Origin of the sequence: Methanoregula sp. (genome assembly GCF_035543475.1) — an archaeon.
GTDB lineage: Archaea > Halobacteriota > Methanomicrobia > Methanomicrobiales > Methanospirillaceae > Methanoregula.
In genome coordinates this window covers 1-12889 of record NZ_DATKKA010000006.1, presented here as the reverse complement: position 1 = coordinate 12889, position 12889 = coordinate 1, and the positions used below count along the sequence as shown (strand labels likewise).

Genomic DNA, 12889 nt, shown 5'->3' with positions numbered 1-12889 from the left:
TATGCCGGAGAAAAACCCGCGTAAAGATATACACATATATGAGCCACAGGAAGGGCAGGAAGCGATCTCCCGGCTCCTTGCCCTGCTCTCCGGCAAAGAGCGCCTTGAGCTGGAAAACTTTTCCATGGAGGTAGGCAATTTCGAGTTCTGGATCCCCACCGGATCTCCTGCAGCCCCTCAGGGCCTGCCTGCAGTCTCCCAGAAACCGACCGCCCTTCTGGCAGAGACGTTCTTCCCGCACAAGGAGGAGTTCGTGGGCAGGATCCACGAAGTGAATCTGGGCGCGACGAAAGCCGGGGGAGGCAGCCGCGGTAAAACGCTCGTCATTGGTGGATCGACTTATCCCCCGTTTGTCAGCGCAGATCATCCCGCACCCCGCCCTCCGGTCTTTGCTCTTGATGTCTTTGATATGGAGACACAACTTCCGCGGGTGCTCATGGAGAATGTCAAAGACGTCATCAGCGATCCGGCCGAATGGGCGAAAATGAACGTGAAGAAGTATGGCGCCGACATGATCACCGTGCACCTCATGTCCACAGACCCGCTTATCCGGGATGCATCACCGGAAGCGGCGGCAAAGACCGTGGAAGAGGTGCTACAGGCCGTAGATGTCCCGCTCATCATCGGGGGGTGCGGAGACCCGAAGAAAGATGCACAGGTCTTCACAAAAGTATCCGAGGTTGCCGATGGCGAGCGGCTTCTGTTGAACTCCGTCACCCTCGGTATGACCGAGACCAAGACGCTGGACGTAGTAGCCAGGTCGGCAAAGGAGCATAACCACGCGGTGCTTGGCTTCACCGGCCTTGAGCTCAACAAGGCAAAGGAGCTCAACCGCCGGCTCTATGAGTACCTGCCTCATGAGGACATCGTGATGGATCTCACCACGGTCGCACTCGGGTACGGCCTTGAGTACTCGTTTACCATCCACGAGCGGGCCCGGCACGCAGCGCTTATGGGCGATACCGAGCTCCAGCATCCCACCATCTCCGCCTCCACCAATGCATGGGCGGCCCGTGAGGCGTGGATGAAGATGGACAAGAAGTATGGCTCACGGGGGCTTCGCGGCCCCCTCTGGGAGACGATAAACGCACTCACGCTCCTCCTTGCCGGGGTGGATATCTTTATGATGATGCACCCGGCCGCGATCCGGACCTGCAAGGACACCATCCGGATGTTTGCCGAGAAGGACGCGCCGGTGCCGGACGGGATTGCCCGCTGGGCGACCATGAAGATCTAGGGAGGTGCACGATGTCGGAACGCGAACCCCGTAAAACGATCAAGGAGATCAGCCCGATCGACGTGTACAAACTCCTCCCCAAGACCAATTGCAAGGAATGCGGGGAGGCTAACTGCATGGCGTTTGCCACGAAAGTGGTGAACGGAGAGCTTGCGGCTGACAACTGTCCGCCAGTTACCAAAGAGGAGTACCGGGTCAATTTTGCAAAACTCGAAAACCTCATGGCCCCCCCGGTCAGAACCGTTGTGGTCGGGACCGGTGACCGAGCCATGAAACTGGGCGGGAAATATGTCCTTTACCGCCATGAATTCACCTACCACAACCCGACCCCGATTGCCATCGATATCTCTGATGACCTTGCCGAAGGGGAGCGGGACGCACGGGTGAAAGCGATCGCGGAGTTCTCCTACAACTACATCGGGCGCGAACTTCGTCTGGATGCGATCGCGATCCGCTCCACCCGGCACGACCCGGCTGCATTTGCCGCCGCAGTGACTGCGGTGGCTGCCCAGACCGATCTCCCCCTTATCCTCTGCACCTACGATGCAGCCATCATGGCGGCGGGCCTAGCCCATATCCGCGAACGCCGCCCTCTTCTCTATGCGGCCACAAAGGACAACTGGAAGGAAATGGCCAAACTCGCCCTGCGGTATACCTGCCCCCTCGTGGTCTCGGCCCCCCACGACATCGCACTCCTGCGTTCGCTGGTAAAAACCCTGGTAGCCTATGGGGTGACCGATCTTGTGCTTGACCCGGGGACCGCGGTTGAACCCGGCCTCTCGGGGACAATCCATACCTTCTCCCAGATCCGCAGGGCGGTCTTTGCTGACGGGGACGATCTCCTGGGATACCCTTTGATCGGGACGCCGATCACCGCGTGGCTTTCCCCGGAGATCTCTCACGAGCTGATCCAGTGGAAGGAGGCGTGCGCTGCATCCATGCTCCTCTCCCGGTACGCCGATCTGTTAATCCTCCATTCCCTTGAGGGCTGGGTTCTCCTGCCGCAGTTGATCTGGCGCTTCAATATCTATACGGACCCCAGGAAGCCGGTTTCTGTCGATACCGGCATCAGGATCTTCGGCACCCCCAAGAAAGATGCTCCGGTATTGATCACCACCAATTACGCGCTCACGTATTTCACGGTTGAAAGTGATATCAAGGCAGCAGGGATCGATTGTTTCCTGATTGTGGTTGATACCGGTGGGAACAGCGTGGAAAGCGCAGTGGCCGGCAGGTACCTGAACGCGGAGACGATTGCAGCAGCTTTAAAGGAGACCGGTATTGCCGACCGGGTCAACTATCGGTACCTGATCATCCCCGGCCTTGCCGCCCGCCTGAGCGGTGAAACCGAGGAAGCAAGCGGCTGGCATGTGCTGGTCGGCCCGAAAGACTCTTCGGGTATCCCGGCCTTCTTAAAGGCACACTGGCCGCCGAAGAAATGGTGACCGGGCGATAACCCCCCCAAAAAAAGGTGGCCCCGGTCTTGCAGGTATCCGAAAAGGAGGAAGACAACCCATGCAGAAGCCGGACGTACAGGAAATCAGGGTAATTCTCCAGCCGATGAACCGGGTGGTCACAGTCCCGTCCGGGACCTCCCTTCTTGTAGCAATCACGCTTGCCGGGCTCTCTATTGAGAGTATCTGCGGGGGGAAGGGGACCTGCGGGAAATGCCGGGTCATCCTGGACAAGGGAAGCTGCTGGGATGCGCCGGAGATCGGCACCGGGTGCCGTCTTACGCAAGAGGAACGGGAAGCAGGGTACCATCTTGCCTGTCAGGTTACCCTTGCAGACGATGCGGAGTTCACGATCCCGGTAGAGAGCCGGATCGATTCCCCCCAGATCCTGGTAACAAGACCAGCGGCTATCGGGACGCCCGAACCCGTTATCAGGCGGTACCGGGTGGAGCTTTCACCTTCAGAGGGTCTGCCGTTTGCGTCCCAATCGATCCGGTTTGCCGGGTACACCGGCCTCAGGCCCCGGATGACCGATGAGCAGTACCACGCACTGCTGGCATCCGATCAACCGCAAGTGGCTATCATCTCTGCACTCCACGCCCCGCCTACCATGCTTGCGCGCTCTCCTGCTGACGGCACCGAGCCTCTTTATGGTGTTGCCATCGATCTCGGCACAACCACAGTTGTTGGCTGCCTTGCCCGGCTCGATACCGGGGAGGTCCTCGCTACTGCCTCCGTTCTCAACCGCCAGATCACGTATGGCGAGGAGCTGCTTACCCGGATCGGGTACGCAGCATCGCCCGCAGGGCTTGCAGCACTCCAGAAGGCCGCAGCCACCAGCATAAACGATGTCATCGGTACCCTGGCTCTCAATGCCGGCATCGTAAGGACCGCTATTCTCGATCTCTGCATTGGGGGAAACACGGTGATGAATCACCTTCTCTGCGGCCTCGACGTCCAGTATCTCGAACTCGCGGATACCCCGGTTTTACGGGCACCACTGGTCAGGGCCGCACGGGACCTTGGTCTTGCCGTGCATCCGGCAGCGGAGGTGTACTGCCTCCCCAATGTCAGCCGGTTTGTCGGAGGGGATGCAATCGGGGACATGATCGCCGCCGGGATGTATGCCTCGGATGAACTCTCGCTCTTGGTCGATCTTGGGACTAACGGGGAGATTGTCCTTGGCAACCGGCACTGGGCTGCCTCGGTCTCCTGCGCCTCCGGCCCTGCCTTTGAGGGGGCCGGTATCCGTGCCGGCATGAGGGCGATGAAAGGGGCGATCGATCACGTGGAGGGCGATCCGGTCACCGGGGAGATACGGTGGAGCACGATAGGATCTGCCCCGCCCCGGGGTATCTGTGGTTCGGGGATCGTGGATCTTGCAGTGGCCATGGTGCAGACCGGCGCCCTTGATTTTGCCGGCAAACTTAACTTTTCGCACCCCCGGGTACGGACTGATCCGGAAGGGGCCGGGTATCTCCTTGCCCGGGCGTCCGAGACAGGCACCGGCCGGGAGATCGTTATTACCCAGCAGGATATCGATTACCTTATGGATTCCAAGGCCGCAGCCTGTGGCGCGATCGCGGTCCTTCTTGCACGGTACAAGTATGTGGTGGGTGATATCCGGCACCTTTACCTTGCCGGGGCTTTCGGAGCCTACACAGACATCAATAATGCGGTCCGGTTCGGGATTCTCCCGCGATTTCCGGCTGCCGCGGTTCATTCGATCGGAAATGGTTCGCTTGCGGGAGCGTATGCGTGTCTCCTCTCGCTTAAGAACCGGGCCGCTGCTGAATCCCTGGCCCACCACATGGTATATATCGACCTGATGGTGGACACTGCTTTTGCAGAAGAGTATGCAGCGGCATTGTATATCCCGGGGCGGGCTGATCTTTTCCCGCCTGTATCCTGAACTTAGGGTTGCAGGATCGGTTCAGCCGGACTCTTCTGTTACCGATGTATACGGGTGGGAGCCCTGCCCCGGCGGTTCGGTGAACAATTCATCCCGGACTCCTTTTGTAATGCCCAGGACCATGATGATCACGGGCACGATCTCCAGTCTCCCCAGCCACATCAGGACAATAAAGATCCATTTGATAGCAACCGGGCTGGTGGCAGTGATAAACCCAACCGTGATGCCTGAATTGGAGAGGGCAGAGATACATTCGAAAAGCACCTCATCAAGCCGGAATGACGTGATATAGAGGTGGAGGCAGAGAATGGTTGCTGCAAATATCGTGATGACGTACAGGGCGATCACGAGCATATTTTTGGAGATCTCCATCTCCGACATTTCCCGCGACAGTGTCCGCTTCTCGTACCGGAATGGTACGATCACCCGGTTACTGACAAAGAACCGCCGGAACCACCACTTCACTCCTTCATAGGCAAGCATGAGGCGGTTGATCTTGATCCCGCCGGCCATGCTCCCCATTGCACCGCCAATAAAGATCAGGAGTGCGATAACGGCTAGAGGAATTGCGGTCCAGACATGGACATCTGCGTTCTGGAGACCGCAGGTACAGATAGCGGCAACTGCGGTGAAAGCTCCTTCGCGGAGTGCCATTGCGGGAGCAAAACCATTGAAGAGGTATAACTCCAGTGAAACAATCCCCGACCCGGCCAATGCAAGAAGGAGCAGGAGACGGACAGCATGGTCCCGGAAGAGTGCCGTCACCTTGCCGCGGTATAAAAGGAAATAGATTTTAAATGGTATGGCCCCCGCAAGCATCACCGGGATAAGGAGTGCCTCGAGTAAGGAGTTGTTATAATAGGCAAGGCCTGCCGAATGGAGGGTAAATCCTCCGGTAGCGATTGCGACCATAACTAGGTTGAGCGCATCCCAAAGCGGGATACCGGCCAGCATTATCAGGCCTGTAAAGAGCAGGGTAAGGAAGATATAGATCTTCCACATTCTCCAGCCCGTAGACATCAGGTTGGGCATGAGGTCATCGGGTTTTCCCTCGGACCGGAAGATCTGGAAGAGCGAAAACCGGCTCCTCCTCCGCATCGATATCCCGAATGCAATGATCCCAATGCCACCGATCCACTGCATATAGGTCCGCCAAAAGAGGAGCGTCATGGGAACCTGCTCAAGCGACGGGATCATGGTAAAGCCGGTGCTTGTCCAGCCTGACATTGCCTCGAAGATGCTGTCAGTATAAGACATGCCCATGCCCAGGACAAAGGGCAGGGCGCCGATGAGCGCGATCAAAAACCATGCAATGGCAACCGCAACCAGCATGATCGAGACGGGCGGCTCGTAGTCCCTGACCTTCACCCGGGTCAGAAGGTACCCAAGGCAGAGGAAGGCAACGGGGGCACTTGCCATAGGTATGATCATGTCCCATTCCTGGAAAATGACAAGGACCACAAAGGGCAGGAGCGAGAGAAATCCCAGAAACCTGCAGATGCGTCCCACATCGTGGATAATCATGGCAAGGTGATCGAGTCGCTTCATGGGAATGAGAAGATAGTTGGCATCTCTCCCTTGTTATGGGTTCTGTTGCATTACCTCCGCCCTCACACGCATATATTTACGTTCATGCCGGCAACCATCTGATCTGTTATGGAGTGTCCTGACCGGGAGTACTACCCGTTTTTTGTGGTTGTTTTTCTCACCGTGGTTGCCCTGGTCATATTCTGGCCGGTCTTTGATATGGCGGTGATAGGGGGATCGCTTGCAGTGGTCCTGATGCCGGTCCATAACCGCCTCTCCCGATCGATCCGCCCGTCAATATCGGCGGCTGCCATCACGATTGGCCTTTTTGTGGTTTTTGCACTTGTGGCATACATTACCCTGTTGATTTTGCGGGCAAACACCGGTCTTATCAACCAGATCTTTGTTACTATCGGCTCGTGGCTTGCCAGCCCGTCCACCCGGCCGGGGGCATTCGGATTTACCCTCAACAAGGACACGCTCGAAGTATGGCTGGCAAAAGGAGACGCCCTCTTTGTCAATTACTGGACAACCCTTGCTGATAATCTCCTGTTGATCGCATTCAAGGGAATTGTCCTCTTCCTCTCCTTTTTCCTCCTTCTCCTGAAAGGGACTGCCATAAAGGAGCGGATCTTCCGGCACCTGCCTGAACCCATAAAGGGGTACTGCGACCAGCTTGTACCCGTGACTGTCGATACACTTTATGTGATCTACATCGTCCAGTTCGCGATCGCGGCCCTCACTTTCTTTATTGCTCTCCCGGTCTTCTACCTGCTGGGGTACGGGAACATCTTTTTTTACTCGTTTCTGGCCGCTTTCTGCGAGCTCATCCCCATTCTCGGTTCCTCGGTCGCGTTTCTCATCGTCGGTGCTTATGCACTCGCACTCGGGGACCTCCGTGGCCTGCTTATCATGATCATCCTGGGGTATGTCGTGGTTTCGGCACTTCCCGAGATCTATATCCGCCCGGTGCTTGTGGGCCGCCGGGTGAAGATCAACCCGGTGATCATGTTTGTCGGATTAATCGGGGGTCTTCTTACCCTTGGTCTGGCCGGGTTCGTTCTGGGGCCGCTCATCATCGTCCTGGTGATGAAGAGCTACCGGATCTGGACCGATGAGCGGAAAGCGGCCAGTGATCAGGTGGAGCCGGCACTGCCTGTCGATACCATTCCCTGATCCCCGCGGTTTTCTGGTTTTCTAGGACCGAAAACCGGGGGCAACCGGACGTTACCGGCGCTGAAAAGAGAAAACAATATACCCTCATTATCCCCACGGGTAAAGCAGGAATGCTCAGGGATTATTTTGTGATGCCCGGGATCGTCAAATCGATGGGTCTCGTGTTTGGCGATATCGGGACGAGTCCCATCTATACGCTCACCGCTATCTTCCTTTTGATCCCCCCTACGCCCCAGAATGTGATGGGCATCCTCTCCCTGATTTTCTGGACACTTACGATCCTTGTCACGATCCAGTACACCTTCCTCGCAATGCACCTGGGAAAGAAAGGTGAGGGCGGGACAATCGTGCTCAAGGAGATCCTGCTACCGATGTTAAAGTCTGGCAACCAGATCGCGTTTGTTACCCTTCTCTCCATTATCGGTATCTCTCTCTTTATTGGGGATGGCGTAATAACCCCGGCGATCAGTATCCTTTCAGCGGTCGAGGGCGTACTCCTCATCCCCGGCTATGAGCAGACCGCCCGGATCTTTTTAATGCTTGCAGCCGCTGTCATCACCATCTGCCTCTTTGCATTCCAGGCACGGGGAACCGAGAAGGTGGCATGGGCATTTGGCCCGGTGATGGTGGTCTGGTTTGCGGTGCTTGCAGTCTCTGGTTTCATTGCCCTGTTCCTGGCCCCCCAGGTGCTTTTTGCAATAAACCCGGCCTATGCCCTCGATTACCTCCTGCACAACGGCCTTGCGGGATTTCTTATCCTTTCGGCCGTCATCCTCTGCGCTACCGGTGGCGAGGCGCTCTACGCGGATATGGGGCATCTGGGCAGGGACCCGATCGTAAAGGCATGGTACCTGGTATTTTTTGCCCTGGTGATCAACTACTTCGGGCAGGGTGCGTTTCTCCTCGCCCACCCGGGTTCCCAGAACGTCCTCTTCGACATGATCTTTGCCGAGGCAAAATTCCTTTACATCCCGTTCCTGCTCTTAAGCATTGCAGCGACCGTGATCGCTTCGCAGGCAATGATCTCCGGTATCTTCTCCATTGTGTACCAGGGAATCACGACCCGCATCCTGCCGCTCCTGCACATCGAGTATACCTCGCCTCATCTCCGTTCCCAGATCTACATCGATGTCGTGAACTGGATGCTCCTCTTTGCCGTCCTCTTTATTATCCTGATCTTCCAGTCATCCAATAACCTGACACATGCGTATGGCCTCGCCGTCTGCGGGACGATGATGATCACAAGCATCCTGATTCTCTGGATCTTTGTTTTGCGGGGAGAGATCATTAAAAGCCTGATTGCGGGCGGGGTGCTCATCGTTACGGGTACGTTCCTGCTCTCCAACTTCCACAAGATCCCGCAGGGAGGCTTCTGGTCCCTCCTGATCGCCTCGATCCCGCTCGGCATCATCCTCATCTACACCAACGGCCAGCGCCGGCTTGCCACCTCCCTCAAGCCTGTACCGCTCGATGAGTTCCTCCCGAAGTTCAATACTCTCTACAAAACGGTGAACAAGATCTCCGGTTCTGCGTTGTACTTTGCCCGTGACTTCCGTCAGATCCCACAGTATATTCCCCGCACGATGTTTGTAAACAACATCGTATACGAGGAGAACATTATCATCTCGATCATCCGCACAGAGCAGCCGTTCGGAGTGACCTGGGGCGTGACCCGGGAGCTTACCAAGGGACTCTCGATCTTCGAGATCTATCTGGGATACATGGAGATCGTGGATATCTCGACCATTTTAAAAGATGCCGATATCGATGAGAAGACCATCTTCTACGGCATGGAAGATATCGTCACCAACCACGTGGTCTGGAAGATCTTCGGGGCCATCAAGCACCTCACCCCGTCGGTCGTGCAGTTCTACCGCCTGCCCTCGGACAAGATCCACGGTGTTGTGACCCGGGTGGAGATGTAGGGTGGCCGCCCGGCCCGATATGCTCTTTATTTAACCCGATCAATAGTGTCAGCAAGCGAGGATCGCCGAGCCAGGTCAAAGGCGATGGATTTAGGGTCCATTCCCGCAGGGGTTCGCCGGTTCGAATCCGGCTCCTCGCATATTGAATCTGGGTGGTAGGTATCTCATAAAATACCACCCCTCTTTTCTGGTATCACTGTTCTATAAGCCGGCTCACGACTCGGCAATTGCCAAAAGAGATTGTCCTTACATTTCATCATGATCACGAATCCCCTTTTAAAAATATTGATCACCCCCATACCCTCCATGTGGGCGTCTGCAAAAAAATAACCGGGACCCGCTTTACTCAACATAAAGCGGGAGTCCCCTTACTTATTCCAGTTTCTGAACCCCCATTTCCACTGAAACTTCTGACGAGAAGAAACAGGGGCTCCCCATTTCCTCTATCCTAAGGGGGACCCACTTATCATGATCATAAGCGGGAGTCGCTTTTAATATTCGCAGATCAAAAGGACCCCCCGCCGATACTTTAGGGTCTCTGCCAAAAATAAAGGGGGACCCCCATAAGACACAAAGTGAGGTGGGGTACCTCATGGTCCCTTTCATCTACCTGAGCTTTGCGTGGAGCAGAGCGGTTAACGGGATCGTTAGTCTAGATCCCAGACGCAGGGCAGAAAAATCAGAATCTCTTATCGAGAATATTTGCACGAACCGACAAACAGCCGGAGCGGTATATAGGATCCTGGGAACTGTCCCGGGGAGTATCCACAACCCGGTTTTTGAGGCTAGCGGGATAGGACGTGAAGGGTCTGCCTCAATACGGGGCATTCCCTGATTTGGATAAGGCTCCCTTTATGGGAATGGACGGCAGCCGTGGGAAAAAAATATCAAAAAATCAGTTGGTTTTTGGAAAAAATCAGAGGGTCTTGTCGAGGATAACCTGCTGCGAACCGTCTGTAAAGACGGCGATACCCAGTACGCGATCCTTCCCGGGATCCGGGGCCGCAAGCAGTGCGTTTGCACCGATGGAAAGGATACCCCCGCTTGCCGGGCGATTCTGTATGCCGGCCGTTACGCTTGATCCGCCGATCCAGGTTGCCGGCGCCCCGCCGTTAACGGTCCAGTTAATCCCGACTACCGATCCTGCGTTCTGACCCCCGGCAAAGGTAACTGTCACGAACGACCCGTTTACCCGGTTGATCGTCGATGTCGCAATCTTGCCTTTCTGTATATTCCCGGTCATGCCCATTACAAACGCTACGATGACTGCGGCGAGGATGACCGTGATCGCAACCAGCAGGATAGTACTAACTACCTCAGAAATGGCCTCATTATTCTTTCTGTATTGCACCAAATGTATCACGCACCAGAGATATGCGCCACTTTGCGGGCGGAAAAGGATATGCGTTGTATATTGCTGTGAAAAGTTGATAAGCGTTCGTTCAGGATGTTGGCTTTTGGATCCCTATTGGCTGATGAACCTTGCTTTTGTGAAAAGGACGGTTCGTGACGCAAATGAAAAACCAGCAGATCTCAGGACACGCCTTAAGGCAAAGCAATTAAAGGTTTTCTTTTCCTATCAGCAGCTGAGCATGAAAGTCGCTATTCTCCAGCATATCGCGTCAGAACCGGCCGGTTTATTTGAAACGATCTTTATCGAACAGGGTGTCCCGTACGAGTATCTCCGGCTCTATGAGACCGGAGAAATACCGTCCGCTGCGGCCGGTGCTACCCATTTCCTGCTCATGGGCGGCCCGATGAGCGTCAATGACGAGAAAGAGCTGACCTACCTCAAAGAGGAGAAGGCGCTAATCCGGGATGCCATCGGCAGGGGTCGCCCGGTGCTCGGGATCTGCCTTGGAGCCCAGCTGATTGCCTCGGCTTTTGGTGCCCGGGTCTATCCGTACCAGCAGGAGACCGGCTGGTACCATCTTTCACGGACCCCGGAGGCACCCGGGATCTTCTCCCGGTTTCCGGGCCGGTTCCCAGCCTTCCAGCTTCATGGCGAAACCTTTGATCTCCCCCTTGGTGCCTGCCTTGCCGCCACCGGTACCGCCGTGAAGCATCAGGCATTCGTGTACAAAACCGCCACCGCCCTGCAGTTTCACCTCGAACTTACCGAGAGGATTATCCGGGACTGGATACGTGACCTGGACCCCGCACAGCAGGAGGCGATTGAAAAGGATACCCCTGCCTTTATAAGGGAAAGCAACCGGCTCTGCCGGCTGGTTGCCGGGGAGTTTATCACGTAAACCGGAAATGGCCCCGGCAACGAACCTTCCCCTTATTCAGGCAAACGGCTGTGCCGGGTCCAGCTGGATTTCATGCGGCAGCCGGGCCAGCGCTATGGCACCCAGGGCCCCAATAACGCCGTTGCCCCCGGTAAGGACGGCCCTGGCCTGCTGTGCGGTCTCTTCTGCCCGGGCACGGTCAACAACAGCGCACCGTACTGCTCTCCCATATTCCCTGAGCACCGGGGGAATCGTCATCCCCTTGAGAAACGCGAGCCCCCATTCGGGTGAAAGGGACTCGTTCTCGACAAATTCCCGGCTCTTGGCCATCACCCGGTCGATCCGGGATGGGTGCACAGCCACCTCGATGTAGCTTGATGAGTTGCCGGCTGTTTTATTGTCGATCTTATCGTTGAGCATCACTACATGATGGCTGATAGGGAGCACGCTCTTCCCCGCTGAAAGCCGGGTCAGCAGCGCAAGGGCGAGGGCAAATGTTGCCCCCCCGGCATTCGAGTCTGTATCGTCGACACCGATGGTGAGGTGGGTGAGCGCCTGGGTCCAGACCTTTCCCTCGACAATTCCCCCCACGTGATCCAGTTCAACGCGTGCCACCCCTTCAGCGCGTGCCATCATGTCGGTGAGCGAATACGCCGGCCCGCCGATACAGCGGATCCGCTGGATAATATGGTCGCCTGTACAGGCAATACCGGAGATCCCGACTGCAGCATCGGGCGAAAGACCGATGGAGACCGGCGCGTCCCCTATCCGGGCACACTCCCGCAGGAGCGTCCCGTCGCGTGTCACGGCGTTTATCACGCCACCGGCGCGGAGGTGATGGTACCCGCAGAAGGCTGCACACGCCCCACTCATGCAGTCGTGGAAGATCTCGACCCGTCTGCCGTCCGTGGTGGTGAAAATCCGCCGGCAGGTGCTCTCGGGTATGGCGGAGAGGGCTGCATAGCGGGCGGCCATCCTCCCGGACTTCTCCTTCTTTACGAGCACGCAGCCCTCCCGGACGAGCCTGGTTACCCAGTCCTGTGCCGTGCTCCGCGGGATACCTGCGGCTTTCTGGATATCGGTAACGGTAAAAAAACCGGCGTCCTGCGTGAACTGGCGCATCAGGCGCAGGTATTCCCGCCGGTGTTCAAGCACGCTTGCCATAGTGGTCGCGGATGTACAGGATGTCGCCGATGATAGCACTCGCCGTCTCGATCGACCCCGCGCCCTTCCCGATCAGGGTGATCTCCTTTGCCATGTCGGTTTCAAGGGTGAGCGCATTTAAGGTGCCCTCGACCACGAGCGGGTGGCTTTTCTCGATAAGTCTGGGCGAAACCCGGAAGATCTTCTTTTTCGGGATTGCTTCAGCGATGAGCCGGATGGTAAAGTCCCCCTCTTCGGCAAGCCGCAGGGCATCCGGGGTCAGG

At 56.6% G+C, this 12889-nt stretch carries 9 protein-coding genes, 1 tRNA gene and 1 pseudogene; 7 read left to right on the top strand and 4 right to left on the bottom strand.

The annotated features are described in order from the left end of the window. Window position 1: 1 nt before the first annotated feature. The 3 genes from cdhD to VMS83_RS01485 all read left to right on the top strand — a co-directional run bounded on the left by cdhD (window position 2) and on the right by VMS83_RS01485 (window position 4603). Window positions 2-1237, top strand: coding sequence for a CO dehydrogenase/acetyl-CoA synthase subunit delta (cdhD, locus tag VMS83_RS01495; RefSeq protein ID WP_325409162.1), 1236 nt, complete (start codon window positions 2-4; stop codon window positions 1235-1237). Between the two features lie 11 nt (window positions 1238-1248). After that, entirely contained in the window at window positions 1249-2682 is a 1434-nt protein-coding gene (gene acsC, locus VMS83_RS01490) for an acetyl-CoA decarbonylase/synthase complex subunit gamma (RefSeq protein WP_325409160.1), read from the top strand. A 70-nt stretch (window positions 2683-2752) separates the two neighbouring features. Continuing rightward, window positions 2753-4603 carry an ASKHA domain-containing protein gene (locus tag VMS83_RS01485; protein ID WP_325409158.1) on the top strand — a complete coding sequence of 617 codons (1851 nt, stop codon included), beginning with the start codon at window positions 2753-2755 and terminating at the stop codon, window positions 4601-4603. Window positions 4604-4624: 21 nt separating this feature from the next. Here the strand turns inward: VMS83_RS01485 and VMS83_RS01480 are convergent, their stop codons facing one another. Then, complete coding sequence (locus tag VMS83_RS01480) at window positions 4625-6151, bottom strand: TrkH family potassium uptake protein (protein WP_325409156.1); 1527 nt, start codon at window positions 6149-6151, stop codon at window positions 4625-4627. A gap of 108 nt (window positions 6152-6259) precedes the next feature. On the opposite strand from VMS83_RS01480, the gene VMS83_RS01475 reads away from it, so the two are divergent. The 3 genes from VMS83_RS01475 to VMS83_RS01465 all read left to right on the top strand — a co-directional run bounded on the left by VMS83_RS01475 (window position 6260) and on the right by VMS83_RS01465 (window position 9371). Further along, entirely contained in the window at window positions 6260-7306 is a 1047-nt protein-coding gene (locus VMS83_RS01475; protein WP_325409154.1) for an AI-2E family transporter, read from the top strand. 110 nt (window positions 7307-7416) lie between these two features. Then, on the top strand, window positions 7417-9231 hold the full coding sequence (locus tag VMS83_RS01470; RefSeq protein ID WP_325409152.1) for a KUP/HAK/KT family potassium transporter: 1815 nt from the start codon (window positions 7417-7419) through the stop codon (window positions 9229-9231). 55 nt (window positions 9232-9286) lie between these two features. Next, window positions 9287-9371: transfer RNA gene (locus VMS83_RS01465), tRNA-Leu, on the top strand. Window positions 9372-10147: 776 nt separating this feature from the next. Here VMS83_RS01465 and VMS83_RS01460 read toward each other — a convergent pair. Beyond that, window positions 10148-10582, bottom strand: coding sequence for a type IV pilin N-terminal domain-containing protein (locus VMS83_RS01460; protein ID WP_325409414.1), 435 nt, complete (start codon window positions 10580-10582; stop codon window positions 10148-10150). A 241-nt stretch (window positions 10583-10823) separates the two neighbouring features. On the opposite strand from VMS83_RS01460, the gene VMS83_RS01455 reads away from it, so the two are divergent. Next, window positions 10824-11483, top strand: coding sequence for a type 1 glutamine amidotransferase (locus VMS83_RS01455; protein ID WP_325409150.1), 660 nt, complete (start codon window positions 10824-10826; stop codon window positions 11481-11483). A 36-nt stretch (window positions 11484-11519) separates the two neighbouring features. On the opposite strand, the gene VMS83_RS01450 is transcribed toward VMS83_RS01455, so the two are convergent. Together VMS83_RS01450 and VMS83_RS01445 are read right to left on the bottom strand one after the other, a co-directional pair. After that, complete coding sequence (locus tag VMS83_RS01450; RefSeq protein ID WP_325409148.1) at window positions 11520-12626, bottom strand: sugar-specific transcriptional regulator TrmB; 1107 nt, start codon at window positions 12624-12626, stop codon at window positions 11520-11522. Further along, window positions 12610-12889 (bottom strand): annotated as a pseudogene (locus tag VMS83_RS01445) (homoserine dehydrogenase); the annotation flags it as partial. The gene VMS83_RS01450 and the pseudogene VMS83_RS01445, both read right to left, overlap by 17 nt.